This is a genomic window from Spirillospora sp. NPDC127506 (assembly GCF_040302145.1).
In the GTDB taxonomy this organism is placed as follows: Bacteria; Actinomycetota; Actinomycetes; order Streptosporangiales; family Streptosporangiaceae; genus Spirillospora.
The window spans coordinates 43,022-67,526 of sequence record NZ_JBEORG010000015.1 but is presented as its reverse complement, the minus strand read 5'-3'; the positions used below and the strand labels follow the sequence as shown (position 1 = coordinate 67,526).

The 24,505-nt window shown below is 72.3% G+C and carries 28 protein-coding genes; 10 read left to right on the top strand and 18 right to left on the bottom strand.

Going from position 1 to position 24,505, the window contains the following annotated elements; all coding sequences use genetic code 11:
- Nucleotides 1-49 precede the first annotated feature (49 nt).
- Entirely contained in the window at nucleotides 50-1,294 is a 1,245-nt protein-coding gene (locus ABTW95_RS16715; RefSeq protein WP_500226699.1) for an MFS transporter, read from the top strand.
- 34 nt (nucleotides 1,295-1,328) lie between these two features.
- Here the strand turns inward: ABTW95_RS16715 and ABTW95_RS16710 are convergent, their stop codons facing one another.
- On the bottom strand, nucleotides 1,329-1,556 hold the full coding sequence (locus ABTW95_RS16710; protein ID WP_396454001.1) for a hypothetical protein: 228 nt from the start codon (nucleotides 1,554-1,556) through the stop codon (nucleotides 1,329-1,331).
- A 519-nt stretch (nucleotides 1,557-2,075) separates the two neighbouring features.
- On the opposite strand from ABTW95_RS16710, the gene ABTW95_RS16705 reads away from it, so the two are divergent.
- Nucleotides 2,076-2,258, top strand: a complete 183-nt coding sequence (locus tag ABTW95_RS16705) for a hypothetical protein (protein ID WP_500226698.1) — start codon at nucleotides 2,076-2,078, stop codon at nucleotides 2,256-2,258.
- 62 nt (nucleotides 2,259-2,320) lie between these two features.
- Here the strand turns inward: ABTW95_RS16705 and ABTW95_RS16700 are convergent, their stop codons facing one another.
- Nucleotides 2,321-3,118: a hypothetical protein gene (locus ABTW95_RS16700; RefSeq protein ID WP_500226697.1), complete on the bottom strand. Its 798-nt coding sequence runs from the start codon at nucleotides 3,116-3,118 to the stop codon at nucleotides 2,321-2,323.
- A gap of 8 nt (nucleotides 3,119-3,126) precedes the next feature.
- Nucleotides 3,127-3,375, bottom strand: a complete 249-nt coding sequence (locus ABTW95_RS16695) for a hypothetical protein (protein ID WP_396449485.1) — start codon at nucleotides 3,373-3,375, stop codon at nucleotides 3,127-3,129.
- Between the two features lie 849 nt (nucleotides 3,376-4,224).
- Between ABTW95_RS16695 and ABTW95_RS16690 the strand changes: the two genes are divergently transcribed.
- The gene (locus tag ABTW95_RS16690; protein WP_396454005.1) at nucleotides 4,225-5,454 is read left to right on the top strand and encodes a PucR family transcriptional regulator; all 1,230 of its coding nucleotides are present in this window, start codon (nucleotides 4,225-4,227) and stop codon (nucleotides 5,452-5,454) included.
- Between the two features lie 51 nt (nucleotides 5,455-5,505).
- On the opposite strand, the gene ABTW95_RS16685 is transcribed toward ABTW95_RS16690, so the two are convergent.
- Nucleotides 5,506-6,423, bottom strand: coding sequence for an alpha/beta hydrolase family protein (locus tag ABTW95_RS16685; protein WP_500226696.1), 918 nt, complete (start codon nucleotides 6,421-6,423; stop codon nucleotides 5,506-5,508).
- Nucleotides 6,424-6,839: 416 nt separating this feature from the next.
- Between ABTW95_RS16685 and def the strand changes: the two genes are divergently transcribed.
- Nucleotides 6,840-7,373, top strand: a complete 534-nt coding sequence (def, locus tag ABTW95_RS16680) for a peptide deformylase (RefSeq protein ID WP_396453160.1) — start codon at nucleotides 6,840-6,842, stop codon at nucleotides 7,371-7,373.
- Here def and ABTW95_RS16675 read toward each other — a convergent pair.
- The 3 genes from ABTW95_RS16675 to ABTW95_RS16665 all read right to left on the bottom strand — a co-directional run bounded on the left by ABTW95_RS16675 (nucleotide 7,370) and on the right by ABTW95_RS16665 (nucleotide 10,899).
- Complete coding sequence (locus ABTW95_RS16675) at nucleotides 7,370-8,872, bottom strand: CocE/NonD family hydrolase (RefSeq protein ID WP_500226731.1); 1,503 nt, start codon at nucleotides 8,870-8,872, stop codon at nucleotides 7,370-7,372. The two genes, def and ABTW95_RS16675, sit on opposite strands and share 4 nt — an antisense overlap.
- A 132-nt stretch (nucleotides 8,873-9,004) precedes the next feature.
- Complete coding sequence (locus tag ABTW95_RS16670; RefSeq protein WP_500226695.1) at nucleotides 9,005-10,129, bottom strand: hypothetical protein; 1,125 nt, start codon at nucleotides 10,127-10,129, stop codon at nucleotides 9,005-9,007.
- 92 nt (nucleotides 10,130-10,221) lie between these two features.
- A complete protein-coding gene (locus ABTW95_RS16665) occupies nucleotides 10,222-10,899 on the bottom strand; it encodes a DJ-1/PfpI family protein (protein ID WP_500226694.1) in 678 nt (225 codons plus the stop codon).
- A gap of 335 nt (nucleotides 10,900-11,234) precedes the next feature.
- On the opposite strand from ABTW95_RS16665, the gene ABTW95_RS16660 reads away from it, so the two are divergent.
- Nucleotides 11,235-11,387 carry a hypothetical protein gene (locus tag ABTW95_RS16660; RefSeq protein ID WP_500226693.1) on the top strand — a complete coding sequence of 51 codons (153 nt, stop codon included), beginning with the start codon at nucleotides 11,235-11,237 and terminating at the stop codon, nucleotides 11,385-11,387.
- A 24-nt stretch (nucleotides 11,388-11,411) separates the two neighbouring features.
- On the opposite strand, the gene ABTW95_RS16655 is transcribed toward ABTW95_RS16660, so the two are convergent.
- Nucleotides 11,412-11,822 (bottom strand): ATP-binding protein, encoded by a 411-nt coding sequence (locus ABTW95_RS16655; protein WP_500226692.1) that lies wholly within the window; start codon nucleotides 11,820-11,822, stop codon nucleotides 11,412-11,414.
- A gap of 216 nt (nucleotides 11,823-12,038) precedes the next feature.
- On the opposite strand from ABTW95_RS16655, the gene ABTW95_RS16650 reads away from it, so the two are divergent.
- From ABTW95_RS16650 to ABTW95_RS16640, 3 genes are all read left to right on the top strand, one after another.
- A complete protein-coding gene (locus tag ABTW95_RS16650) occupies nucleotides 12,039-13,418 on the top strand; it encodes a sensor histidine kinase (RefSeq protein WP_500226691.1) in 1,380 nt (459 codons plus the stop codon).
- Between the two features lie 61 nt (nucleotides 13,419-13,479).
- A complete protein-coding gene (locus ABTW95_RS16645; RefSeq protein ID WP_500226690.1) occupies nucleotides 13,480-14,361 on the top strand; it encodes an arylamine N-acetyltransferase family protein in 882 nt (293 codons plus the stop codon).
- A 100-nt stretch (nucleotides 14,362-14,461) separates the two neighbouring features.
- Nucleotides 14,462-14,659, top strand: a complete 198-nt coding sequence (locus tag ABTW95_RS16640; RefSeq protein WP_396447985.1) for a hypothetical protein — start codon at nucleotides 14,462-14,464, stop codon at nucleotides 14,657-14,659.
- A 4-nt stretch (nucleotides 14,660-14,663) separates the two neighbouring features.
- On the opposite strand, the gene ABTW95_RS16635 is transcribed toward ABTW95_RS16640, so the two are convergent.
- From ABTW95_RS16635 to ABTW95_RS16625, 3 genes are all read right to left on the bottom strand, one after another.
- Nucleotides 14,664-15,437: an MgtC/SapB family protein gene (locus ABTW95_RS16635; protein WP_396447984.1), complete on the bottom strand. Its 774-nt coding sequence runs from the start codon at nucleotides 15,435-15,437 to the stop codon at nucleotides 14,664-14,666.
- Nucleotides 15,438-15,555: 118 nt separating this feature from the next.
- Complete coding sequence (locus ABTW95_RS16630; RefSeq protein WP_396447983.1) at nucleotides 15,556-15,915, bottom strand: DUF3140 domain-containing protein; 360 nt, start codon at nucleotides 15,913-15,915, stop codon at nucleotides 15,556-15,558.
- Nucleotides 15,916-16,063: 148 nt separating this feature from the next.
- Nucleotides 16,064-16,939, bottom strand: a complete 876-nt coding sequence (locus ABTW95_RS16625; protein ID WP_396447981.1) for a polysaccharide deacetylase family protein — start codon at nucleotides 16,937-16,939, stop codon at nucleotides 16,064-16,066.
- A 105-nt stretch (nucleotides 16,940-17,044) separates the two neighbouring features.
- Here ABTW95_RS16625 and ABTW95_RS16620 point away from each other — a divergent pair, with 105 nt between their 5' ends.
- The gene (locus ABTW95_RS16620) at nucleotides 17,045-17,875 is read left to right on the top strand and encodes a phosphoribosylaminoimidazolesuccinocarboxamide synthase (protein WP_396447980.1); all 831 of its coding nucleotides are present in this window, start codon (nucleotides 17,045-17,047) and stop codon (nucleotides 17,873-17,875) included.
- 28 nt (nucleotides 17,876-17,903) lie between these two features.
- Here the strand turns inward: ABTW95_RS16620 and ABTW95_RS16615 are convergent, their stop codons facing one another.
- The 6 genes from ABTW95_RS16615 to ABTW95_RS16590 form a co-directional block, all read right to left on the bottom strand.
- The gene (locus ABTW95_RS16615) at nucleotides 17,904-18,332 is read right to left on the bottom strand and encodes a YccF domain-containing protein (protein WP_500226689.1); all 429 of its coding nucleotides are present in this window, start codon (nucleotides 18,330-18,332) and stop codon (nucleotides 17,904-17,906) included.
- Nucleotides 18,333-18,383: 51 nt separating this feature from the next.
- A complete protein-coding gene (gene trxA / locus ABTW95_RS16610; protein ID WP_396453958.1) occupies nucleotides 18,384-18,698 on the bottom strand; it encodes a thioredoxin in 315 nt (104 codons plus the stop codon).
- The gene (locus ABTW95_RS16605; protein ID WP_500226688.1) at nucleotides 18,580-19,074 is read right to left on the bottom strand and encodes a MerR family transcriptional regulator; all 495 of its coding nucleotides are present in this window, start codon (nucleotides 19,072-19,074) and stop codon (nucleotides 18,580-18,582) included. Before ABTW95_RS16605 ends, trxA begins: the two co-directional genes overlap by 119 nt.
- A 102-nt stretch (nucleotides 19,075-19,176) precedes the next feature.
- A complete protein-coding gene (locus ABTW95_RS16600; protein WP_500226687.1) occupies nucleotides 19,177-20,433 on the bottom strand; it encodes a carbohydrate-binding protein in 1,257 nt (418 codons plus the stop codon).
- Between the two features lie 600 nt (nucleotides 20,434-21,033).
- On the bottom strand, nucleotides 21,034-22,029 hold the full coding sequence (locus ABTW95_RS16595; protein WP_396447976.1) for a nitronate monooxygenase: 996 nt from the start codon (nucleotides 22,027-22,029) through the stop codon (nucleotides 21,034-21,036).
- Nucleotides 22,030-22,033: 4 nt separating this feature from the next.
- On the bottom strand, nucleotides 22,034-22,423 hold the full coding sequence (locus ABTW95_RS16590) for a hypothetical protein (protein WP_396447975.1): 390 nt from the start codon (nucleotides 22,421-22,423) through the stop codon (nucleotides 22,034-22,036).
- Nucleotides 22,424-22,441: 18 nt separating this feature from the next.
- On the opposite strand from ABTW95_RS16590, the gene ABTW95_RS16585 reads away from it, so the two are divergent.
- Entirely contained in the window at nucleotides 22,442-23,404 is a 963-nt protein-coding gene (locus ABTW95_RS16585) for an NAD(P)-dependent oxidoreductase (RefSeq protein WP_396447974.1), read from the top strand.
- On the opposite strand, the gene ABTW95_RS16580 is transcribed toward ABTW95_RS16585, so the two are convergent.
- Entirely contained in the window at nucleotides 23,401-24,495 is a 1,095-nt protein-coding gene (locus tag ABTW95_RS16580; protein ID WP_396447973.1) for an NAD(P)-dependent alcohol dehydrogenase, read from the bottom strand. The genes ABTW95_RS16585 and ABTW95_RS16580 overlap by 4 nt on opposite strands.
- Nucleotides 24,496-24,505 lie beyond the last annotated feature (10 nt).

Sequence of the window (24,505 nt, the reverse complement as noted above, 5' to 3'; positions counted from 1 at the left end):
GTCGGTGCCGGGACGTACGCTCGCCTCGTCCGACCGACGGGGAGGTCGCATGACGGAGCCACGACCGCCGTTATGGCGGCTCAGTCCGGCCCAGCGGCTGCTCGAAGGCGGCGCGCTGCTGAACTCTCTCGCGTTCTTCGCGGCGATGCCGTTCGCGCCGCTGTACCTGAGCGAGCACACGAGCCTGGGCAAGCCCTCGGTGGGCGCCGTCGTCGGGGCGGTGGCGCTCATCGCCGCGTTCGGCGGGCTGCTCGGCGGGATGATCGTCGACCGGCTCGGCGCGGTACCGCTGATGCGGGCCGGGCTGGTCTGCCACGTCGCCGTGTACGTGCTGCTGGCCGCGGTCCGCGGGCCGGCGGCCATCGTGGTGCTGTTCCTGCTGCTGGGCGGGGCGCGCCTGATGGTGGAGCCGGGCGCGAAGAAGCTGCTGTCCCATGCGGCGGACGAGTCTCCCGGGCACGCGGAGGGCCGCATGTTCCGCGTCCGGTACATGACGCTGTGCGCGGGCGCCATCGGCGGCCCGGCGATCGGCGGCGCGCTCTACCACGCCGGCCCGGTGGCGTTCTTCGCGGTCCCCGCGTTCTTCTACGCGGCGTACCTGCTCCTGGTACTGGTGCGGAACCGGGACCTGGTGGCGCTTCAGCCGCCGCGCGCCAAGGAGGCCGGGGCGTCCCCGCGCGAGTCGATCAGGGCCACGCTCCGCGACCGGCGGCTGCTCGCGGTCGTCACCGGCGGCATCGTGGTCTTCTTCGTCTTCTCCCAGCTGGAGTCGATGATCCCGCTCTACATGAAGGGCCAGTACGGCGACAGCACCGAGGCTTACTTCGCCGTCCTCTTCATCACCAACGCCGTCCTCGCCCTGGCCCTGCAACTGCCGATCGACCGCGTGTCGGGCCGGCTCGGCCGCACCACCATGATCGTGCTGGGCGCCGCGAACTTCACGATCGCGTTCGCGTGCTTCTGGGCGAGCCCGTCCGGCCTGGCCTGGCTCTACGCGGGCATCGTGTTCTGGACGATCGGTGAGGGCATCCTGCTGCCGATGCCGGACATGGCCGTCCACGAGATGGCGTCCGGCGAGCACAAGGGCGCCTACTTCGGCCTGTCGGAGGTCCGGCAGCTCGGCTTCTTCCTGGGCCCCTTCGCCGGGGGCTTCCTCCTGGACGCGGGCAACGCGCCGTACTTCATCGTCATGGGCACGTTCATCTTCCTCTGCGTCCCCCTCCTGATGCGCCGCACGACCCTCGCGCCGGTCGCCACCGCCCGAGAGCCCGCCGAACCGGCACCCGCCATCTGACCCCCGAACAGGTCATGGAGGACCGCGCGGCGGGTCATACCGGGCCGGGAGGACCGGGCCGACCGTCGCGCCAGGCTCCAGAGTCGGGCGGATGGTCGCTGCGCGGCGGAAGGGCGGTCGCGGTCCGGTCGGCGAACTCGGTGGCGGCGGTGCGCCGGGCGAACTCGGCGGCGACGGCGCGGCCGAGGACCTCGTCGTCGGGCCGGTGCCGCTCCAAGTATCCGAGAGCGTCGACGAGTTCGGCGGCGGTCAGCCAGCACACCGGTTTACCGGCCCAACGCGGAACCCACCGGCCACCGGCCCCCGCACCAGGTCCCACGGCGGACCACGCGGCATGCCCACCGCCAGACCCGGCAGCCGACCCGCCAGCAGACCCCGCACCAGGGGCGACGCCGGACCGCGCGGCATGCCCGCCGGCAGATCCAGCCGCCGGCCCACCGGCAGACCCCGCACCAGATCCCACGGCAGACCACGCGGCACGCCCGCCGCCAGATCCAGCCGCCGGCCCACCGGCGGACCACGCACCAGGGGCGACGCCGGGTCCGGCTGCGGGCCGGGCGGATTCGGCGGCGGGTTCGGCGGCGGGTTCGGCCGCGGGTTTCGTGACGGGGTCGGCCGCGGGTCTCGTGACGGGGTCGGCCGCGGGTTCTGCGGCGGGGTCGGGAGTGGATGCGGTGTGGGGACGGCCTCGGTTCACGGGTCTGGCCCTTTCCATTCCGGTGTCGGTAATGCGGCGGCGCGGCGGCGGTGGCCGCATTCGCCGCTCGAATAGGATCGCCGCGTGCATTGGTGGAGCCAGCAGGCGTGCGACGCGGCCGCGGAGGCGCAGGCCGCCGATCCGTCGCCGGGGAATCTCATGGCGGCCGCCCAGGTGCAGGCGCTCGTGTCGCTGGCGGAGGCACTGCACCGTATCGCGGCGACCCTGGAAGAGCGGGACGAAAGCGATATCGTCCGGCCGAAATAGTGCCCCTTCCGCGAAAATACCGGTGCGCCCGGAAATGGGACGCACCGGTATTTCTCCGGGTGTCAGACGTCGCTGAACGACTTGCGCTCCGTGCGGGCGGAGGTGCTCGCGGCGAGGCGGGAGGTCTTGGCGACGGGCGGGCGGGGCGGCGGCACGGTGTCCACGAGGTGGTCGGTGTCCGGCGCCGGGGCGCGCTCCTCGGACACGGCGGGCCGGGGTTCGTCCCGGGGGCGGTCCCGCAGCCGCCGCGCCGCCTGCCGCAGGGCGCGCTCGCCGACGAGGCGGGTCAGCTCCAGGCCCCAGCAGTCCAGCTTGTCGGCGTCGGTGAGGTCGTCGCGGTGGCTGAGCTCGGCGGCGAGCCCGCCGAGCCGCTGCGCCTCGGACAGGTCGAACTCGCGCATGAGGTGGCAGCACAGTTCGGCGAGGGCGGCGTGGTCGCGTTCGAACGACAGCCCCGACAGGTCGTTGTGCGACAGCCTGCTCAGCGCGCGCTTGCGCTCCAGTTCGCCGTCCGCGAGCCGGAGGATGCCGTTGAGGAGGGTGATGGGGCCGGTCCCGGCGGCCTTGCTGTGCGCGGGGGCGAACGACATCCGCAGGATGGCCGCGGACCCGATGCCGGCGGCGATCACCCGGACGACCATGAGGCTCGCCGGGGGCGTGGCGGGGGGCAGCCCGAACGTCCAGCCGGCGGCGGTCACCGCGATCAGCGCGACGATGGACGCGCTGGCGTTGACGAAGATGAACAGCAGGCCGCCCGGAGACAGCAGGGCGCCGACGGGCTTGTCGCGGTAGCGCGCGACGAGCTCGGCGAGGCCGATCGCGCCGCCGATCACGGCGGCGAGAAGCATCTCGATGGTCATGACTTCCTTTACGCGCTGCGGGCGGTCAGCCGGCCGAACGGGGACTCCTCGCGCCGGTCGCGCCGGGTGAGCAGGGTGGCGGGACGCTGCCGGGCGGCGAGCTCGGTGCGCTCGACCTCCAGGAAGACCAGCAGCCATTCCGCGGGGCCCGCGGCGAGACCGGTGTGGGTGCGCAGCGCCTGCTCGCGGGCGCCGAGAAAGGCCAGCAGCCAGCCGGTGGGCCCGGCCGACCCGGCGGCTCGAATTCGTGAATACATGGGGACGACCTTTGCGCAGGCGGCATCGGAAGTCGACTTCCGCCGGGTCAAGTTTTCGCGCCGGACGACGGTTGACGTGCCATTACCGTTTCGCCGGTAACGTCCGATCGATCCTGCCGATCTCCGCCTTATTGAAAGGCAAACCTTGCTCGTTTGGGCGGGCCGGGAGATTCTTTTGCAAAGAATTCCGGTTCGGGGCGGGGACGTCCGCCGCGGGGAGATCTATTTTCGCCGCCGGGCCTCCGGGCGGCGGGCTCCGCCGGGGCGTACCGCGGCCCGGTGCAGGCCCGCCGCGACACGCCGTGCGGCCGGCCGGCGGCTGTCAGCGGGGTGACAATCACGGGCCGTCGAAACTTTCCGTGGCCGTCTATCGAAGAGGCGTCCCCCAACCGGAGGCTGAGAGGAGTCGTCGGCCCTAGGGCCGTCGCCGGGGTCGGCACGGCTGTGCCTGGGAGCGAGTCACTCGTGTCCGGGACGGACACGGTCGTGCCCGGGGACGACGCGCGGCCGTTCGCGGGTCCGGGGGAGCCGTGCCCCGGGGGCGGACCGGCCGGGGGCGACGCGCGGCCGTGGCCGGAGTGGGACGCACGTGCTCGGCGACGGGGCCGGGTGCGGGGGACCGTGCGACGCGTCGGCAGCGGCGTGCTCGGAAGCGACGCGGCGTGGTCGTGCCCGGGAGTGACACGCGTACCCCGGGAGTGAGGGGGTCGCGTCCGGGGCGGGGCGCTCGTGCTCGGCGGTGCGGCCGGGCCTGGGGGCCGTGCCGGGAGCGGCGCGGTCCGGGAACTGGGCGCTCCCGGCCGGAGCACCACGTCCGTACGAGGTCGGTGTGGAGGAGCAGGAGGGTGCATGAGCCGGAACAGGTCGTCCGCTGCCGCGGACTTTCCGCTTTCCGAGGTCCCGGCGGAGTTCGCCGAGCCGATGCTTCCGTACCTGGAGGCCGCGGCCGTCGAGATGGTCCAGGAGATCCAGGCGCTCGTCCCGGAGTACGCGCGGCCGCCGGAGAGCCGGTACGGCCGGCGGATGCGGTGGGCCGTCGAGGAGTCCGTCCGGCAGTTCGTGGACGCGATCGGCCGCCCTGACATGGACTGGGAGAAGGTCACCGGGATCTTCGAGGGCATCGGCGCGTACGAGGCGCGGCAGGGGCGGAGCCTGGACGGGCTGCAGACGGCGATCCGGGTGAGCGGGCAGGTCGCGTGCCGCCGGTTCATCAAGGACGCGCGCCGGCTCGGCTGGTCGCTGGACACCCTCGGGCAGATCACCGAGTCGCTGTTCGTGTTCCTGGAGCGCATCGCGGGCGCGGCGGGGCAGGGCTACGCGCGGGCGCAGGGCGAGATCGCGGGCGAGCGGGAGCGGTTCCGGCGGCGGCTCCGCGACCTGCTGGTGGTGGAGCCGCCGGCCAGCGCGGAGGCGATCGGGGAGGTGGCGCGGTCGGCGGGCTGGCCGGTGCCGCGGACGCTCGCCGCCGTCGCGGTCCGGCCGGGTCCGGGCCAGGCGGCCCCGGTGCTGCCGCCGATCTTCCTCGCCGACTGGGACGCCGCCGAGCCGTACGTGATCTGCCCGGACCCGGACGGCCCGGGCCGCGACCGGATGCTCGCCGCGCTCAAGGGCACGCGGTCGGCGGCGATCGGCCCGGCGGTCCCGCCGTCCCGCGCGGCGCTGTCGCTGCGCTGGGCGCGGCGGGGCCTCGCGCTGGTCGAGCGGGGCGTCCTGCCGGGCAAGGAGCCGCTGCGCTGCCTCGACCACCTGCCCAGCCTGGTGGCGGCGCAGAGCGAGGAGCTGCTCGACGTGGCGCTCGGCGACCGGCTCGCACCGCTGATGAAGCTGCCGCCGCACCGGCGGGACGCGCTGTCGCGGACGCTGCTCACCTACATGGAGTGCCGCGACAACGCGGTGGCGGCGTCGGAGCGGCTGCTGGTGCACGAGCAGACCGTCCGGTACCGGATCCGGCGGCTGGAGGAGACGCTCGGCGGTGTCCTGCTCGACCCGGACCGGCGCATCGAGCTGCTGCTCCTGCTGCACCATCTGGTCCGCCTGGACCCGGGCGACCGGCGGCTGTCCCCGGCGGAGGACGGGTGAGGACGGTGGCGGCGGCCGGGGCGCCGGCCGCCGCCACCGTCCGGACCGGAGTCAGCCGGTGGGGCAGGTGCCCTCGTAGGCGGCGACGGCGTTGTCCGGCCGAGGCTCCGGGCAGAGGAACTGTTCATACCGGACGTCGTCGTCGACGAACCGCTTCATCCACGCGATGGCGTATTTGGCGATGGTCGTGTTGGGGGAATTGAAGGTCATGTGCCCGGCGTTCCGCAGTTCCAAGTACGCCTTTTCGGGCGCACCGGTGAGGCCCGTGTAATAGGAGTGCGCCATGGAGTCCGCGGGAGCGATGAGGTCGTTGTCCGCGCCCATGATCATGGTCGGGGTCCGGACGCTCTTCCAGTCGTAGTTCAGGTCCCACGGCGCGAGCGGCACGGCGGCCCGCAGCGAGGTCCGCTTCTTCTCCGCCTCCAGCGTCCCGCCGCCGCCCATGGAGTGGCCCATGACGGCGAGGCGGGACGCGTCGATGCGGTCCCTGACCCTGCTCTTGCCGGTCAGGTAGTCGAGGGCGGCGAGGAGCTGGTCGCCGCGGGCGGCGGGCTGGTCGAACAGGCTGTTGGTCTCCAGCGTCATCACGACGAAGCCCTGGGAGGCGAGGCGCGGCCCGTACCAGTCGATCAGGGCCTGCGGGGAGACGAAGCCGGGCGAGACGGCGATGGCGCCGAAGGTGCCCTGGCTGAGGTCGGTCGGCGCGTAGACGGTGCCCTTGTTGAAGCCGGCGCCGCTGCCGGCCGGGACGTCGATCTTCTCGATGGCGAACGGGCCCCGCTCCGCGGTGATGCTCGCCTCGGTCGGCGCGGGCCCGCGCTCGTAGGGGCCGGCGGCGAACTGGACGGCGGGGACGGCGGCGGGGACGGCGGGGACGGCGGCGTGCGCGGCGGGCGCCAGCGCGGCGCCCGCGGCCAGCACGGCGGCCGCGGGGAGCATTCTGAACGCATTCGTCAGATGCCTGTTCATCGGGCGCACCCTTCACTAGGCGGACCGCGAAAGGGAGCAATTCGCGGTTGCCTGAATTGTGAGACGCCCCGGAGCCATTTGCTTCTCAGCCGGCTCCACGTTCTCGCCGTAAGTCTTATAGTCAACTTATAAATGCGTGAACCCGTGGAAACGGGCGGAGGGGCCACTCCCCCCCGAAGTGACCCCTCTCTCCCCGTTCCGCCGCGCCGGCCCCCGGGTGCGCTCACAGGACCGGCCGCTCCCCCCGGAGCGGCTCGCACCGGCCGTCCGGCGGACGTGGAGAAGGTAGCGGGGCGGCCGCGGCCGGATCGAGGGCTCGGCCCCGTCCCGTCGACGAGCGGGCGGCCGTGTGCGACGAGCGGGGCACGCTCCGCGGCCGGGGACGCGTGGTGTAATCAGCGTGGGAGGGAGTGGTGATGGTGGGACGCGTGCGGCCGATCACGCTGGTGGGGACGCCCGTCCTGCACCGGCCGTGCCGGCCCGTCGACGACTTCGGCCCGGCGCTGCGGGAGCTGGCCGACGACATGTTCGCCAGCATGTACGAGGCGCAGGGCGTCGGCCTGGCCGCGAACCAGATCGGCGTCGACCTGTGCGTCTTCGTCTACGACTGCCCGGACGCGGACGGCGAGCGGCGCAAGGGCGCCGTCGTCAACCCCGTCCTGGAGCTGCCGGCGCTGGAGGACCGGCGGCTGGACGACGACGAGGAAGGCTGCCTTTCCGTGCCGGGGCCGCACGCGCGGCTGGCGCGTCCTGACCGTGCGACCGTGCGCGGCTTCGACGTCGACGGAAACGAGGTCACGGTGGAGGGGACGGGGCTGCTCGCCCGCTGCCTCCAGCACGAGACCGACCACCTTGAGGGCAGGCTCTACATCGACCGCCTCTCGGCCAGGGCGCGCAAGAGGGTGCTCAAGGAGTACGAGGCCCTGCGCGCGGAGAGCGAAGCGAGCTAGCCGTCCCAGACCGGGAGGTGGACGGCGGACGGGTGGTCCTCGTCGCGGAGGATCTCGAAGCGGGTGCGGCGGGACGCGACGGCCCGCCCGGCGGGTTCCCCGGTGCCGTGGTTGCGGGCGAATCTCGGGAACGCGCCGCCCGCCAGCATGACGCGCACCCGGTGGCCGCGCAGGAAGCGGTACGCGGTCGGGTGCATCTCGATCTCGGCCCGCACCACCCCTTCGGACCTGATGCGCAGGACGCCGTCGGTGACGTTGCGGGAGACCCCGTCGCGGTCGACGTCGCAGAGGCGGATGAACAGGTCGCCCTGCCCGGTGCTCGTCCGCGCGTGGACGGTCGCCGATACCGGCCCGATGAGGTCGAGGTCGCCGTCCAGCGGGGCGCCCGTCAGGACGACCACGTCGCCGCGGCGTTCGATCGGTGTGTTGTCCCGCTGCCCGCCCTTGCCGGGTGAGAGGAGCGGCCCGCCCACGGACGGGGTGGGGTCGAGAGGCTCGTAGGTGAACGTGGCCGGTTCCGCGTCCGGCGGCCCGTCCCAGAGAAGGCTCCGGCCCAGGTAGAGCGGCGTGGGCTTGGTCTCGGGCGGGGGCCATTGGTCGAAGTCCAGCCAGCGGCCGGCCTTCTGCAGGTGGAGCCTCACCGGGGCCTGGCGGAGCTGGGCCTTGTCGCCGTTCAGATGGGCGTTCAGCCAGGACACCTGGTCGGAGACCATCGCGCGGAGCGCTTTCGTGTCGTGCCCCCATGGGCCGATGGTGATGCGCACCTGGCGTCCGGCCTCGTGCAGGGCGGTGAAGTCGCGCAACTGGCCGCGCAGGAAGAGGTCCCACCAGCCCGTCACCATCGTGGTCGGCGTGGCCGTGTCCGGGACGGCGGCGCTGTGGTCGGTCGCCTGCCAGAAGTCGTCGCCGGGTTCGGCGTGGGCAGTGACGTCGCGGAGGAACGATTCGGGGCGTCCGATGGCCGCGATGTCCGCTTCCCCTACCGGGAGGTGGCGCATCGCCTGCCGGACACGTCTGTTGTGGAGCGGCCGCCTCTTCTCGCCCTGCGTGCCCATCAACGACGACCACACGAGCGTGTTGTGGAGGGCGAGCGCACCACCCGGATAGAAGGAACTCACGAACTCGGACGCCGTGATGCCGAGCCCCATCGCTTCCAGAGAAGGGTCTGCGTAGGGCGCGAGGGCCCATTCGGTGTATCCGAGGTAGCTCGCACCCACCATGGCGACCCTGCCGTCACACCACGGCCGGCCGCGAACCCACGCGAGCGTCGCGAGCCCGTCGTCCTTCTCGTTGTGGAAGGCGTGGAACTCGCCGCCCGAGCCGAGGACGCCCCGCACATTCTGCACGACGACCTGGAACCCGCGCCTCGCCAGAACCCCCGCGTACAGCCGCATCACGGGTTGCCGCTTGCCGTACGGGGTGCGAATCAGCACGGCGGGCATCGGCCCGGCCCCGCGCGGGCGGTACAGGTCGGCAATGAGCACGACTCCGTCCGGCATGGGCACGCGCAAGTCGCGCCTTATCTGGACGTCCGGTGCGGGCGCCTCGGGTAGGCCGAAGAGGCGGTCCACCGCTCGCCCGAGGGTCCGTCCCAGCACCGCCATGCACGCCCCCTTCGACTGGCTACGAGGTTACGAGACGCCCGTGCTGATAAGGCGCTCGTACTCGTAGAGGACACCGGCGAACTCGCCCGTCGGCATCTCGCAGTTGTGGCCGGGCAGCCACAGGTGCTCCAGCCGGACGGTCTGCACGTCGACCCGCAGATGGCAGGCGTTCCCCGTGTGCTCCCAGCCGGGACGCGCCGCACGCACGACCTCCAGGTGGTGGCGATGGCTCTGCACGTCATGGAGCAGGAACGCCATCAGGACGTGGCGCGGCCCGTTCACGGCATTGGCGATCGCCACCGCGGAGGACGCTGCCGCCTCCAGATCGACCCCGGAGTCGGCCAGCTCCGGGAAGAACACCCGCACGTGCCGGACGACGCCCTCGATCTCGATGGGCATGCAGGGCAGCCGCAGCACGGCGTCCGGGTCGACGTAGCCGTGCACCGGGACACCGGCGACGACCCCGGACCACGCCCCCGGGATGCCGCCGAGGAAACGGGCCGACGTGAGGGTGTTCCCAAGCTCCGCCATAAGGCGTTCTGGGTCGATGCCACGCGGCATGAACGTCTTCGTGCCGCCGCGTAGGCGCGTACCGCTCTCGTCCAGGACGGCGAGGTCGGCCCAGCAGGCGCCCGAGCCGGTCTCCAGCACGCCGTGCGGGAGGCAGCCGTCCGGGTGCGGGGTCAGCCCGGCGATGTCCTCCAGCATGGCGCGCGGCGCCTGGATGAGCCCCCAGCCCTGCGTCCGGTGGGACACGGACCCGAGCGCCAGGGAACTCGCCACCGGCTCGCCGTTGCGCGGCTTGCCCAGCACCCGTTCGAGGCTACGGCGGCTCCGCAGCGCGCCGATCTCGTTGAGGTACTCGTCCAGGCATTGGCGCAGGACGGCCGGGTCGAGGTCGCAGGACGCCCACCCGCCGACGTCCCGCACGCGGACGGTGGTGCCGTCGAATTCGAGGCGGTGGTAGCGGTAGTCCTCCCGCCAGGGGCCGGACGAGCCGCCGCCCAGCCGCCCCTGGGCGCGCGCGATCGCGGAGACGTCCTCGCCCAGGTCGTTGATGAGAAAGTCGCGCAGCGGGGCGTGCAGGGGGTCGGTCTCCACCGCCACCCGCCCGCCATCGCTGCGGAACCGCACCGGAAGCGACACTGCCATTCGCGTGATTATGCCGATAAGCGAAGATCATCACTGGAATGGCGGAATGTTCGTTCCGACGGGCGTCCCGATCAGGCGGTCCCCCCGGCCGTCTACGCGGGCTCGTCGGCCAGGTACGGGGGCGCGGGCTCGTACTGGATGTAGCGGCGGACCGCCCGCGCGTGGTCGCGGCCGTGGATGCGCCCGATCAGCCAGAGGGCCATGTCGATGCCCGCGGACACGCCCTGGCTGGTGACGAGGTTGCCGTCCACGACGTAGCGCGCGTCGCGTACGACGGTCACGTCGCCGCGAGCCTCCAGGGCGTCCTCCGACGCCCAGTGGGTCGCGACCCTGTGCCCCCTGGCGGGGCCTGCGGCGTGCAGCAGGATCGAGCCGGTGCACACGCTCGTCACCCAGTCGGCCTGTTCGGCGGTCTTCGCTATCCAGCCCGTGACGGACGGGTTGTGCGGCTGGGTCTCCCTTGCGCCGCGTCCACCGGGCACTAGGAGCACGTCCAGCTTCGGGTGGTCTTCCAGGGTGTGGTCTGGGACGACCCGGAGCCCTTTGGCGCAGCGCACCGGCTCCAACTGCTCGGCGACCAGCACCGCCTTGTCCGGTTCCGCCCCACCCTTCTGCTCGCGCATCATCGCCGACGCCGTGAACACCTCCCAGGGGCCCACGAAGTCCAGTTCCTCCGCGTCCTCGAACACCAGCAGCCCGTACGTGGTCATGCGTACTCCCTCGTCTCTCTGGGGCGGCACGCCGTCGAAGATCAGGAACGCGACGCGCATGCCTCCAGGCTGGGCCCGCCCCGCTCATGGCGTCAACGACGGGCGCCCCACGGATTGCGCCATCCGCACACCCCGCCGCGCCGCCCCGCCGACGACCGGGAAATTAATGGGTTGACACCGGCCGGAACCTATGGCTAACTCTTGGACATGATCCTTTGATCCTCTTCCGGTTGAGCCGCTCCCGGCATCGCCGCGAGCCCGCTCCCGTTCTCTTCCCAAGCGCACTTCCTCTCGCCGACAAGTCCTGTGACCTGCTGCGCGAGCCGTGCGCACAGCTTTCCATTTCGTCGGCCCCATTGCGGCCGAATTCACGCCTGCCCGGAGGTGACGCCTTTATGCGCGCCATTGACAGCCTCGGATCCGCGCCCTTCGCCAACGCCAAGAAGAAGGGCGCCCGAAAGAAGTCCGAATTCCGCTCCGCCAATCTCGTGAACCAGCGCCGCAACGCCCGGCGGATGCCGGCCCGGCAGCTCCAGCGCGGCCGGTGACCGGCCGTTCCCGGCCCCGGCCCGCTACTCGGCGGCCGGGGCCGGGAACTCCGCCCACACCACCGTGCGCGCCCCTTCCGCCCGGAACCCCCACCGCGCCGAGAGCGCTTCCACGATCCGCATCCCGCGGCCGGTCTCCGCCTCGGCCTCGGCCTTCACGTGCGGCCGCCCGCCCGCCGCCCCGTCGTCGGAGACCTCCAGCCGGTACACCCCGTCCCCCGCCGTGAGGACGACCGTCACCCGCCCGCCCGCCAGCCCCGACGCCGTGTGCGTGACCGCGTTCGCGACCGTCTCGCTCACCACCACGACCAAGTCGTCCACCGCGGGCGCGCCGGCCGCCAGTTCCCGAACGAAGCCCCGGGCGACCCCGACGGACCGCCGCACCCCCGGCAGCGTGATCTCGCCGAGCACCACGCGGCCCCGCGCTTCGCCCACAGCACCGCCTCCCCCGAGCCGGGCGGACCCGGCCACGGCAGTTCGCACCGCGTCCTCGACACCCACGCGACGGCTCCCTTCACGTCCGGAAAGTCGCCCGTCACCCCCGCTGTACGGTTCGGCCCCCGCCACCCGTTCACGCCCGCGGCCGCCCGCAACCCGTTGACTACTCTGAGCAGTGGGAAGTGACCAGGAGTAGCGCACGGGGGGTGAGCTGTGACGACGGAGCGACGGGACCGCGCCCGCCGGTGGCGGGAACGGATGCTGTTCTCCGTCCGCGGCCGCGCCACGGTCCTCAGCGCCGGGGTGTCCGCGCTGATCCTGACCCTGGTGTTCGTCCTGATGCTGCTCCTCGCGCGGGACTGGGCGGCGAACAGGGTCGCCCGGGAGGCCCAGCTGACGGTCGAGCGCATCGCGTTCAGCCTCGCCACCGGCGAGAACCGGGGCGAGCTCGCCCCGAGATCGCGCGAGGCGCCCCTGGTGCAGGTCGTGAACCAAGATGGGCAGGTCCTGGCGGCCAGCAAGGACGCCGTGGGGCTCCCGCCTCTCGTGCAGGAGGAACTCCAGCAGCGCCTGGTGCTCATCGACGAGCAGAAATGCCCGGACTTCCTGGACGAGTGCGTGTGGGTGTTCGGCCTGCGCGTGCGGGAGTCGCCGTGGGGGGCGGGCGTGGTGATCGTCGCGGCCGCCCCGCTGCCGACCCTGCTGAGCGCGTGGCTGCTGCCGCTGACCATCGCCGCCGTCCTGAGCGCGCTCCTCGCCCTGATCACCTGGTGGACGTGGCGCACGGTCGGGCGGACGCTCGACCCGGTCGTCCGCCTCCGCAGAGAGCTCGCGGAGGTCGGCGCCCAGGGCCTGGACCGGCGCGTCTCCGTCCCGCCGACCGCCGACGAGATCCAGGGGCTCGCCGAGACGGTGAACGCCACGCTCGAGCGCCTGGAGGAGGCGTCCAACCGGGAGCACCGGTTCGTCTCGGACGCCTCGCACGACCTGCGGAACCCGATCACCGCCCTGCGGACGCGGCTGGAGGTCGCGCTGGACGAACCGGACGGCTACCCGTGGAAGACGATGGTCCGGTCCGCGCTGGCGGACGTGCAGCGGCTGAACGACATCGTCGCCGACCTGCTGGAGCTGTCCCGCCTCGACGCCCGCACCCCGCAGCCGGTCGAGCGGCTCGACCTCGCCGAGCTGGCGCGCCGCGAGCTGCCGCTGCACGGCGGCCGCGTCCCCATCGACGCCCGGCTGGAGCCGGGCGTCACCGTCACCGGGAACGGGGTGCGGCTGCACCGGGTGCTCGGCAACCTGCTGAACAACGCCGAACGGCACGCCCGGTCGCAGGTCACGGTGACCGTGCGGCGGGACGCCGGCGACGCGGTCCTGGAGGTCGAGGACGACGGCCCGGGCGTCCCCGCGGAGGCCCGCGAGCGGGTCTTCGAACGCTTCGCGCGGCTCCCGGAGTCGCGCGCCCTCGACCCGCACGGCACCGGGCTCGGCCTGCCCATCACCCGCGAGATCGCCGAGATCCACGGCGGGTCGCTGCGCATCGCCGACAGCCCGCGCGGCAGCCGGTTCGTCCTCCGCCTTCCGCTCAGCTGAAACCCGCCGGGAGGATCTCGGCCGCGTCGGGTGTTATCTCGTTCATAAGTGAGAGGGAGCCATGAGCGAGGATCTGGGCTACGGGTGGGAGAGCGAACTGCTGGATCTGCCCGCGTACCTGAAGCGGACCGGATATGACGGCACTCTGGAGCCGACCGCGGCGACGCTGCGGGCGCTGCATCGTGCGCACGTCACGTCCATCCCGTTCGAGAACCTGGAGATCATGCTCGGCCGGCCGGTCGAGCTGTCGCTGGACGCCGTCCAGGCGAAGCTGGTCCAGCGGCCGCGCGGCGGCTACTGCTTCGAGCACAACCGGCTGTTCGCGGCGGTGCTGGAGAAGCTCGGGTTCGAGGTGACGGCGCTGCTCGGGCGGGTCATGCTGGGCGCGGCGAGCCTCCGGCCGACGACGCACTCGCTGCTGCACGTCCGCGCGCCCGGCGAGCCGCGCGACGAGCCCGGCTGGATGTGCGACGTGGGGTTCGGCGCCGGGCCGTTGGAGCCGCTCCGGTTCGTCGACGGCGCGGAGGCCGTCCAGGACGGCTGGGGCTTCCGGCTCCGGCGCGGCCGCACCATCCGGACGTGGAGCCCCCACACCGCCGGCTGGGAACTGCACCAGACCTCGGAGAACGGCTGGGTCCGGCGGCACATGTTCGCGATGAACGAGGCGCTCCGCATCGACTTCGACGCGCTCAACCACTTCGTCTCCACCAGCCCCCGGTCGCCGTTCACGGCCCGCCCGCTCACGCAGAAGTTCTCGTCCGACGCCCTCCGCGTGCTGGACGGGACGACGCTGACCGTCACCCGCCCCGGCGGCTCCCGCCACACGCGCGCGCTCAAGCCCGAAGAGCTGCCGGAAGTGCTGGCGAGGGACTTCGAGATCGTCCTGGACGGCGAGGACCCCGCCCGCCTCGTCGCGTTCGTCCGCGCCCGAACGGAGGGTTGAACCCCGCCGGCCGGGTATCGCCCCAGTTCGAGCCGTGACGGGTTCGAGCCGTGAGGGGTTCGAGCCGTGACGGGTTCGAGCCGTGATGAGGAGGATGCCGATGACCGAGCCGGACGCCGGCCGGAACGAGGCCGACAAGCCGCTCGCCGACCGGCGGGCCGAGGCGGGCGCGCCGCAGGACGCGGACGCCGACTTCGCCGACGAGCACACCCCGAGCCCGACCGACCCGGCGATCGCCGAGGCCGAGACCCCGGGCGGCGAGGACGAGGGCTACAGCCCGCAGACCGAGGTCCCCTGACGGCTCACTCCTCGTCGTCCTTCTCGGAGCCGACCGTGACGCCGATGACGTCGTCCAGCTCGCTCAGGTGCGCGGTGAGGTCCGGGATGGAGCCCGTGCCCTCCAGCACCACCGACACCACCGCGTTGCCGGGACGGCGCCGCTCGGGCGGTTCGCGCCGGTCGCGGCGCTCGTCCCGGCCGCGGTCGGAGTCGTCCGGCAGGTAGTCGCGGTCGACGTTGACCTCCAGGATCACGAACCCGCGCTGCGTGCACTCCATCAGGACCCGCCGCAGCGCACCCCGCCCGTCCCGGTAGACGAGCCGCATCCGGGCGATGCCCGCCGGGCGGAACCGGTGCAGCGGCAGCCGCCGCGTCACGGCGCTCAGCCCGTAGACGACGAGGAAGTGCATCGCCGTCACCGCGACCGCCAGCACCCACAGCCCGCCGCCCGCCGCCATGCCGACCGCCGCCGTCACCCACACGACCGCCGCGGTCGTCAGCCCGCGCACCGCGTCCCGCCGGACGAAGATCAGCCCGCCGCCGATGAACCCGATGCCGGACACGATCTGCGCCGCCACCCGCGACGGGTCGAGCGACACGTTCCCCGGGACGTTCTCGAACCCGTACTTGCTGACCAGCATGAACAGTGCCGCGCCGACGCCGACGAGGGTGTGCGTGCGCAGCCCCGCGCTCTTGTTCCGCAGCCCCCGCTCCAGGCCGATGGCGGCGGACAGCACCATCGCCAGCAGCAGTTCGCCTATCTCGACGAGTCCCTGGCCCGGCGACAGCTCGATCACTACTTGTCCCTACCCTCCCGCCGCGTCCCACAAGCCACGCATGTGCGGGCCGCCCCGGTCTGCCCCGGAGCGGCCCGCGAGCCTTCCGCCTAGTCGGGGTTCGGCGTGCGGTCGCCTCCTAGGCGCTGGACGGCTGGGGACGCAGCGGGTCGTGCCCCACGCTCATCAGCGCGTGCCGCCACTGCTCGTCCCGCTCCGCGTTCGGCGGGCGGTTCTCCAGGCGGTCCTCCACGAAGTCGACGACCTCCGCCATGAGCTCGGTGTCGCTCTCGGTCAGGTCGACCTTGCGCTTGCGCAGGATGTCGACCACGCGGGCGCCGAGCTCGTTGACCCCCGGGCCGGGACCGTCCGCGGGGAACGCCTCCTCGCCGGAGGCGTCCGTGAGCAGCCACGTCCGCAGCTCGTCGGAGGTCATGTTGACGAGCCGGTGGAAGTCCTCCCAGGCCAGCTCCGCCTCGGCCGGTATGCGATCGTTCATGGTAGCTCCCTGTCGGCTGTACACGCCCGCCCTACCCGGTCACCGGCGCCGCATTCGTACCCGCCCGGCATCCCGGCCGTGCTGCCCGGCGAGCGGACCACCGCGCCCGTCGTGGACTACCTGCGCACCGGCGTCGACGGCGGCACGGTCATCCCGGACGGAGCGGACCCGGCGGTGAAGACGATGCGGGTGCTGATCGAGGACTTATGTAGTCCTCCAGGCGCGCGACGGCGAAGCCCTGCTTCCCGATGCGCTTGAGCATGTGGGCGAACATCTCGGTCATCGTCTCGCCCTTGAGCTGCTCCGGCCCCCTGAAGTGGGCCAGCAGGATGTCACCGGGGTGCAGTTTCTTGTTGGCGTCGTCGTACTGCATGTCGTGGATCTGCATGGACGCGCGCCACATGACGATCCCGTCGATGCCGCACTCGCGGGCCGCCTGCTGCATGGCCCAGTTCCACCGGCCGTAGGGCGGCCTCAACAGGGTGGGTTCCGTCCCGTACTGCTTGGTCAGCGCCTCCTGCGCCCCGCAGATTTCGTGCTTCTGACCGTCCAACCCGAGCAGCGGCAGGACGGGATGGGTCAGCGTGTGGTTCTGGACGTGATTGCCAAGCGCCTGCAAGGGCTTGAAGTACGCGTAGTCGTCCCGGACGACGTCATCGGTGAGGAACATGGTGACCGGCACCTTGAGGTCGGTCAGCATCTGCACGAACCTGGGGTCCTTCTCCTGCCCGTCGTCGATCGTGATGAAGACGACCCGCTCCTCCGTCGGAACCCGGTCGAAGACCTTCACCGGCCCCTTCCCGCCGAGCTTGAGGGGCTTGTCCTCCGGCGGGGCGGGCGCCGGCGGCAGCGGCTTGAGCCCCCACCCGCGCCACACTGCGGCCTCGTCCCGCACGACGGGAGTCACGCTGGGCGCGGGCCGCGCGGGCGGCGCGGGCCGGGCCGCCCTGCCCTCGACGGCCGGCCGGCAACCCCCGAACGCCGCCACCAAGACGGCGACCGCCGCCACACGAACCGCCCGCACCCCGAAACCCTCCCCCGCCCGGCTGATCAAAACCTATCGGCCCTCGTGAGGCGGCCGGACACCGCTGTGCCAGACTCCTATCCGGCAGCCGAGACGAGGAGCGACATGGAGCTGATCCACTCCGGGAAGGTGCGGGACGTCTACGCGGACGGCGACGAGCTGATCCTGGTGGCGTCCGACCGGGTGAGCGTCTACGACGTCGTGCTCCCCACGGAGATCCCCGACAAAGGCAAGATCCTGACGCAGCTCTCCCTCTGGTGGTTCGAGCAGTTCGCCGACATCATCCCGAACCATGTCATCTCCGAGGACGTCCCCGCCGAATGGGCCGGCCGCGCCATCCGCTGCCGCCGGCTCTCCATGATCCCCGTCGAGTGGATCGCCCGCGGCTACCTGACCGGCCTCGGCCTCAAGGAGTACCAGAAGGACGGCACCGTCTCCGGCATCTCCCTGCCCCCCGGCCTGGTCGACGCCTCCCGCCTCCCGGAGCCGATCTTCACCCCGACCACCAAGGCCGCCGAGGGCCACGACGAGTTCATCACCTACGCCGACGTCGTGGCCGAGATCGGCGCCGACACCGCCGCCCGCCTCAAGGACGTCACGCTGGAGATCTACAAGCGCGGCGCCGCCCTCGCCGCCGAGCGCGGCATCATCATCGCCGACACCAAGCTGGAGTTCGGCCGCGCCGCCGACGGCACCCTCGTCCTGGGCGACGAGGTCCTCACCCCCGACTCGTCCCGCTTCTGGCCCGCCGACGAGTGGGAGCCCGGCCGCCCCCAGCACTCCCTCGACAAGCAGTTCGTCCGCGACTGGAGCAGCACCCTCGACTGGGACCGCACCCCGCCCGGCCCCGCCATCCCCCAGGACGTCGTGGACGCCACCCGGGCCCGCTACATCGAGGTCTACGAACGCCTGACCGGCACCCCCTGGCCCTCCTGACGGCGGACGGTTCCGGCGCCGCCGGCGGTCAGAAGCGGGCGGGGTCGCTGGAGGAGACGATGTCGTGGCCGAGCGGGGTCAGCGAGATCGGGATCAGCTTGAAGTTCGCGATGCCGAACGGGATGCCGATGATCGTGAGGCAGAGCAGGACCCCGGTGACGAGGTGGCCGAGGGCCAGCCACCAGCCCGCGACGATGATCCAGATGACGTTGCCGATGAGGGAGCCGACGCCCGCGCCGCGCTTGGGGACGGTCGTGCGGCCGAACGGCCAGAGCGCGAAGGCCGCGATGCGGAACGACGCGATGCCGAACGGGATCGTGATGATGAGGACGCAGCAGATGATCCCGGCGAACACGTAGCTCAGCGCCAGCCAGAACCCCGCCAGAACCAGCCAGATGACGTTCAGCAACGTCCGCACGAGGGCCCTCCCGACACCGGCGCCATTGACGTCGAGCATAGATCGCCGGGCGGGAGGGCCGTCGCCGATCCGATCAAGTCCGCCGGGGCGTCAGAAATGGCCGTCCAGGGCGGCGAGGAGGGCGCGCTTGGGCTTGGCGCCGACGATCTGCCGGACGACCTCGCCGCCGCGGTAGAGGTTGAGCGTGGGGAAGCCCAGGACGCCGTAGCGGGTCACGATGTCGGGGTTCTCGTCGCCGTTGAGCTTCGCGACGGTCAGCCGGTCGCCGTGCTCCGCGTCGATCTGGTCAAGGATCGGCGCGATCATTTTGCAGGGCGGGCACCAGTCCGCCCAGAATTCGACCAGTACCGGCTTGTCGGCGCGGAGCACCTGCTCGTCGAAGTTCGCGCCGGTCAATGTGATCATTCGTCGCCTCCGTGGAGAGGGCGCAGCCCGGGCAGGCCCGCGCCAGCTGGCCGGCCACGTCCGCGCGCAGGCGGATCAGCGCGCGGATCTCGGCGTCGATCTCCGCGAGCCTGCGCTGGTAGACCGCGACGGACTCGGGGCAGGACGCCCCGTCGGCATGGCCCGCGCGCAGGCAGTCGACGAACGGGCGGGTGTCGTCCAGCGTGAACCCGGCCGCCAGCAGCGACCTGATCTCCTCGACGAGCCGGACGTCCGACTCCTCGTACTGCCGGTACCCGTTGGACGCGCGCCGCGCCGGCAGCAGCCCCTGCTGCTCGTAGTAGCGCAGCGTGCGGGTGCTGACGCCCGCGCGCGCGGCGAGTTCCCCGATCCGCATCCGTCCCTCCCTGTGGCCGTTTTCGACGCTACGCCTTCACACCGGCGTCAAGGTCAAGCCCGGTTCCCGGGGGCGGCCCGGCGCCGGGCCGCCCCCGGACCGTCACCGGCCCTGCAGGCCGCGGACGTTGTCGCCGAACGTCCAGCCCTTCGAGCCGTCCCAGTTGATGGACCAGGTCATCAGACCCTTCAACTGCCCGTTGAAGTGGTTCCATGCCTGCCCGACGAGGCCCGTCGACATGTAACCGCCGCCGGCGCCGGGCTGCGCGGGCAGACCCGGGACCTGCTTGTCGTACGGCACCCGGATGGTCGTGCCCTGGATGACGAGGCCGTTGTTCAGGCATTCGGTCTGCTTCACGAAGCCCTCGACCGTCCCGGCGGAGTAGGAGTCACCGGAGCACCCGTACATGCTGCCGTTGTAGTACTGCATGTTCAGCCACCACAGCCGGCCGTTGTCGGCGTACTTCTTGATGATCGGCAGGTAGGCGCCCCAGATGGAGCCGTAGGTGACGCTGCCGCCGGTCACGTACGCGGTCTCGGGCGCCATCGTGAGCCCGAAGTTGGACGGCATCTGCGCGAGCACGCCGTCGATGATGCGGATCAGGTTCGCCTGGGACGTCGACAGCCGATTGATGTCGCCGCTGCCCGACAGCCCCGTCTCGATGTCGATGTCGATGCCGTCGAAGTTGTACTTCTTCAGGATCGGGACGATCGTCTGGACGAAACGGTCCGCGACGCTGCTGGAGCTGAGGTCGATGCCCGCGGTCGCACCGCCGATCGACATCAGGATGGTGGCGCCCGCCGCCTTGGCCGCGCACATCTCAGCGGGGGTGGCGACCTTGACGGTCGAGTCCATGCCGTCCTCCCACAGGACGGTGCCGTCCGACCGGATGACGGGGAACGCAGCGTTGATCACGTTGTAGCCGTGCTGCCTGATGACGGGGTTGTCGATCGGAGTCCAGCCGAACGGCGGGTGGACGCCATTGGACGACCCGTCCCAGTTCTCCCAGTACCCCTGCAACACCTTGCCGCTGGGCCTCGACTTCACGGCACAGGTGCCGTCCCCGGGCGGCTGGGTGGTCGGCGGGGTCGTGGTAGGCGTTGTCGGGGGCGTGGTGGGCGGCGTGGTTGGCGGCGTGGACCCGTCACACGCCCCGAGGTCGCGCCACAGCGTCGGCGTGGACGCGGGGTTCCAGTTGGCGCCAGGCCACGCGGTGTGGGCGACGATCGCCTCGTAGCCGTGTCCGCTGTAGGTGACCTTGTCGCCGACCTTGTAGCTGTTGCCCTCGGCCCAAGCGGGATAGCCGCAGGCGACCAGAACGGTGGACTGAGCGGACGACGGCGCGGAAAGCACCACCATCGCACCCAGTGACAGGGCCAGCGCCGCCAAGGCCGAAGCCAACGCGGCGATGGCAGGGGACCATCGCTTGTACGTGATTCTCACGGGGACGACTCCTCCAGAACGGGGACAGAGGAGCCGGTGCAAGAGCCGAACAAGTCCCGCGAACGGAACTCTCCCAGGCGCAAGGCGCAAACGACCGGCATGGACGCCACCTGAAGAGTAACCGCGCCGCCCTACGCCCGGAAGCCCCCGCCCCAACCGGCGCCCCCACGCGTACGCACGTGCCGGTCGCCGTGCCGGCCCGCGAGCCAGCGGGCGGGGGGAACTCCCGGCTCACGGCGGGCCGGCCCGCTCGCGTCGGGCAGACCGGGCACCAAGGCGAGCGAGGCCGGCGACACCGCCGCCCCGGCGATGAACACTGTGCCGTAGCCCAGGCGGGTGCTCAGCCATACGCCCAGCGGCATGGCCACGACGGCGGGGACCCCGACGGCGACGCCGTACAGCCCGAGGGCCTCACCGCGTCGACTCTGCCGGCGTGGACGTGGCCGGCCAGGTGTCGGCGGTAGAACGTCGTCTTTCCGGACGCCTGGAGGCCGATCAGGATGGCCGATTCGGGCATCAGCGTGGCGTCAGGGCGCGTACCAGGTCGGCGGCGGGGGCTTCGGTTGTCCTGTGGAAGGACTCGCCTGCCCACAGGTTGACGCCTTCCGGGTCGCCTTGCGCGACGGAAGCCTTGCGCAGCGGCGATGTCACGTAGTGGACATCCGGGTAGGCGGCCGGTGCGTGCGGTGAATGTTCCGTGAGGAAGCGGTTGACCAGGCCGCGGGCGAGGCGTCCGCTGAAGGCCCGGGTCAGTGCGGTGGAGGTGAAGCGCGGGTCGGACAGGGCGGCCTTGTGGACGGCGTTGGCGCCGCTCTCCGGGCAGCGGACGAAGGCCGTCCCGAGCTGGGCCGCGGCGGCGCCCAGCCCGAGTACCTCGCCGACGTCGGCGGACGTCGCGAGGCCGCCGGCGGCGATGAGGGGCTGGGACGTCATCGCGCGCACGGAGTGCAGCAGGACGCGCAGCGGCAGCGGCTCGTCAGCGGTGTTCGTGAACGACCCCCGGTGCCCGCCCGCCTCGGAACCCTGCAGGCAGAGCGCGTCGGCGGACGCCGCTTGGCGGGCCTCGTCCACGGACGTCACGGTGACGATCACCACGGTTCCGCGGGCCTGGAACGCCTGGATGACGTCCGAAGACGGGCAGCCGAAGGTGAAGCTCACGAAGGCGGGCGGATCGGACAGCAGGTCGGCGATCTTCGCCTCGTAGGCGTCGTCGCGGGGGCCCGGGGTGCCGGGGGCGACGCCGAGGCGTTCGGCCTCGGGCGCGAGGCGGTCGCGGTAGGTGGCGACTTCGGCGGCGTCGATCTCGTCCAGGGACGGCATGAAGACGTTCATCCCGAACGGGCGGGACGTCAGCCTCCGGGTCGCGGCGATGTCGGCGCGCATGGCCTCGGGCGTCTTGTAGCCGGCGGCGAGGAAGCCGAGGCCGCCCGCCTCCGACACGGCGGCGGCCAGTTCGGGCGTCGACGGGCCGCCCGCCATCGGCGCCTGCACGATCGGGGCGTCCGTCCACATCGCGTCACCTCGCCTCCGGTCGGGTGGGCGCTCCGAGCAGCCACCGCCAGCGCGGCTGTTCGAGGACGACGACGCCGAGGCAGAGAGCCGTCACGACGATCGCGACCGGCGCCGGCCAGGCCGCCCAGGACGCGGCCACCGCGGCGGCGAGTTGCAGCAGGACCAGCGCGATCGTGACGATCCCCGGCACCGCGACGACCGTGCGGGCCTTGTCGCCGGGTGTCGAGAACACGGTCGGCAGGCCGATCAGCACCACGACCGAAGCGACCGCCAGCGGGACGGAGTGCGGCGCCAGCGCCCACGGCGTCGCGATCCAGGCGATGAGCTCGGCTAGGAAACGCAGGGCGGACGCCGTCCGGCCATCCGGGGCCGCTCCCCCGGGACTCGTTCTCATGGTCCGCACGATAATCCGGTGGGAAGATCGGGCGCCGACCCGGGGTTCCACGAACGGACGGAAGGGGACGGCATGCGGGTGCTGCTGCACTATGACATGGACCATGAGGAGCCCGGCCTCGACATCGTGAGCTGCTCCGAGCAGGACGACGCCCGGTTCGCGGAGCTGCTGCCGGACACCGAGGTCATCTGGCACGTGCTGCGCCCCCTCACCGCCGCCGACATGGACCGGGCGCCGAAGCTCAAGCTGATCCAGAAGCTCGGCACCGGCGTGAACACGATCGATCTGGACGCGGCGAAGGAGCGGGGCATCGCGGTCGCGAACATGCCGGGGCAGAACGCGCAGGCGGTCGCGGAGACGTCCCTGCTGCTGATGCTGGCGGCGCTGCGCAGGGTCGTCGCGTTCGACGCGCGGACGCGGCGCGGCGAGGGCTGGCCCGCCGACCGCTCCCTGGTGGGCGGGGAGATCGCCGGGCGGACGGTCGGGCTGCTCGGCGGTGGCGAGATCGCCACTCTGCTGAGAGGCATGCTGGAGGCGATCGGGGCGAACGTCCTCTACACGTCCCGGCGTCCGCGCCGCGACGACCCGGCCTGGCGGGAGCTGGACGATCTGCTGCGGGCGAGCGACATCGTGTCGGTGCACGTCCCGCTGACCGGCGAGACCCGCCATCTGCTGGACGCCGGGCGGCTCGCGCTGCTGCCGGACGGCGCGATCGTGGTGAACACGGCGCGCGGCGCGGTCATCGACGAGGCGGCGCTGGTGGCGGAGCTGCGGTCGGGCCGGCTGGGCGGCGCCGGCCTCGACGTGTTCGAGCGGGAGCCGGCGGACGCGTCCAACCCGCTGCTCGCCCTGGACAACGTCGTCGTCATGCCGCACGTCGCCTGGCTGACCCGCGAGACCTGGGACCGCTACTTCGCGGTCGCGGCGGAGAACTGCCGCCGCCTGGCCCGCGGCGACGGCCTCCTCCACCGCGTCGTCTAGGGGACCAGGACGGGCTTCACGACCTTCCCGGACGCGGTGTCCTGCTCGGCCTGGTTGATCTGGTCGAGCGGGTAGGCGGTGATGAGCCGGTCGAACGGGAACCGGCCCTGCCGCCACAGCTCGATCAGCTTCGGGATGAACGTCTGCGGGACGGCGTCGCCTTCGATGATGCCCTTCACCGTCCGGCCCATGAGCAGGAGGTTCGCGTCGAGGGTGTACTCGGCGGCGCCGACGCCGACGAGGCCGCAGACGCCGGTGGTGCGCAGCGACGCGACCGCCGTCGAGACGACCGCGGGGACGGCGGTGGTGTCGAACGAGTACTGCACGCCCTCGCCGCCGGAGATCGCCCGGATCTGCCCGGCGATGTCGTCGTCCGCCCCGTTCAGCGCGTGCGTCGCGCCCAGCTCGCGGGCCAGGTCGAGCCGCGACTCGTGCAGGTCGACGGCGACGATCGTGGCGGCGCCCGCGACCCGCGCCGCCATCACGGCGGCCAGCCCGACCGCGCCGGTCCCGAAGACGGCGATGCTGTCGCCGGCGCGGACGCCGAGGGAGATCAGCACCGAGCCGGCGCCCGTCTGGATGCCGCAGCCGAGCGGCCCGAGCCGCTCGATCGGCACGTCGCGGGTCACCGGCACGACGTTGCGGGCGGTGCCGAGCGCGTGGCTCGCGAACGACGACTGCCCGAACCAGCGCGTGTGGACGGCCTCGCCGTCGCCGGTCGTGGCGCGCGGCGTGCCGTCCAGCGGCGCCGCGAACATGTTGAGCGCCATCATCTGCGGGCAGGCGCCGGGGTTCCCGGCGCGGCAGTTGTCGCACGTCCCGCACGAGTCGAACGACATGACCACGTGGTCGCCGACGGTGACGCCGGTGACGTCCGGGCCGACCGCCTCGACCACGCCCGCCCCCTCGTGGCCGAGCACGACCGGCTTCGCGACGAGGTCGCCGGGGACGCGGCCGAGCATGTCGGTGTGGCACATCCCGGTACCCGCGATCTTGACGAGGACCTCGCCGGGGCCGGGGTCGGCCAGGTCGAGCCGCTCGACCGTGTACGGGGCGTCTGCGGCGCGCAGCACCGCGGCGTTGATCTGCACCGGTGGTTCC

Bases quoted from the DNA above. Each gene is read 5' to 3' on its own strand.
- ABTW95_RS16665 (WP_500226694.1), bottom strand. From the start codon at position 10,899: ATGCGCGTCGCGTTCCTGATCTTCGACGGCGTGCCGCCCCAGAGAGAC.
- ABTW95_RS16700 (WP_500226697.1), bottom strand. From the start codon at position 3,118: ATGACCATCGAGATGCTTCTCGCCGCCGTGATCGGCGGCGCGATCGGC.
- def (WP_396453160.1), top strand. From the start codon at position 6,840: ATGGTGGGACGCGTGCGGCCGATCACGCTGGTGGGGACGCCCGTCCTG.
- ABTW95_RS16590 (WP_396447975.1), bottom strand. From the start codon at position 22,423: ATGAGAACGAGTCCCGGGGGAGCGGCCCCGGATGGCCGGACGGCGTCC.
- ABTW95_RS16645 (WP_500226690.1), top strand. From the start codon at position 13,480: ATGAGCGAGGATCTGGGCTACGGGTGGGAGAGCGAACTGCTGGATCTG.
- trxA (WP_396453958.1), bottom strand. From the start codon at position 18,698: ATGATCACATTGACCGGCGCGAACTTCGACGAGCAGGTGCTCCGCGCC.
- ABTW95_RS16670 (WP_500226695.1), bottom strand. From the start codon at position 10,129: ATGGCAGTGTCGCTTCCGGTGCGGTTCCGCAGCGATGGCGGGCGGGTG.
- ABTW95_RS16690 (WP_396454005.1), top strand. From the start codon at position 4,225: ATGAGCCGGAACAGGTCGTCCGCTGCCGCGGACTTTCCGCTTTCCGAG.
- ABTW95_RS16620 (WP_396447980.1), top strand. From the start codon at position 17,045: ATGGAGCTGATCCACTCCGGGAAGGTGCGGGACGTCTACGCGGACGGC.
- ABTW95_RS16615 (WP_500226689.1), bottom strand. From the start codon at position 18,332: ATGCTCGACGTCAATGGCGCCGGTGTCGGGAGGGCCCTCGTGCGGACG.
- ABTW95_RS16640 (WP_396447985.1), top strand. From the start codon at position 14,462: ATGACCGAGCCGGACGCCGGCCGGAACGAGGCCGACAAGCCGCTCGCC.
- ABTW95_RS16600 (WP_500226687.1), bottom strand. From the start codon at position 20,433: ATGGTGGTGCTTTCCGCGCCGTCGTCCGCTCAGTCCACCGTTCTGGTC.
- ABTW95_RS16715 (WP_500226699.1), top strand. From the start codon at position 50: ATGACGGAGCCACGACCGCCGTTATGGCGGCTCAGTCCGGCCCAGCGG.
- ABTW95_RS16685 (WP_500226696.1), bottom strand. From the start codon at position 6,423: ATGAACAGGCATCTGACGAATGCGTTCAGAATGCTCCCCGCGGCCGCC.
- ABTW95_RS16595 (WP_396447976.1), bottom strand. From the start codon at position 22,029: ATGTGGACGGACGCCCCGATCGTGCAGGCGCCGATGGCGGGCGGCCCG.
- ABTW95_RS16630 (WP_396447983.1), bottom strand. From the start codon at position 15,915: ATGAACGATCGCATACCGGCCGAGGCGGAGCTGGCCTGGGAGGACTTC.
- ABTW95_RS16605 (WP_500226688.1), bottom strand. From the start codon at position 19,074: ATGCGGATCGGGGAACTCGCCGCGCGCGCGGGCGTCAGCACCCGCACG.
- ABTW95_RS16675 (WP_500226731.1), bottom strand. From the start codon at position 8,872: ATGCCGGACGGAGTCGTGCTCATTGCCGACCTGTACCGCCCGCGCGGG.
- ABTW95_RS16660 (WP_500226693.1), top strand. From the start codon at position 11,235: ATGCGCGCCATTGACAGCCTCGGATCCGCGCCCTTCGCCAACGCCAAG.
- ABTW95_RS16695 (WP_396449485.1), bottom strand. From the start codon at position 3,375: ATGTATTCACGAATTCGAGCCGCCGGGTCGGCCGGGCCCACCGGCTGG.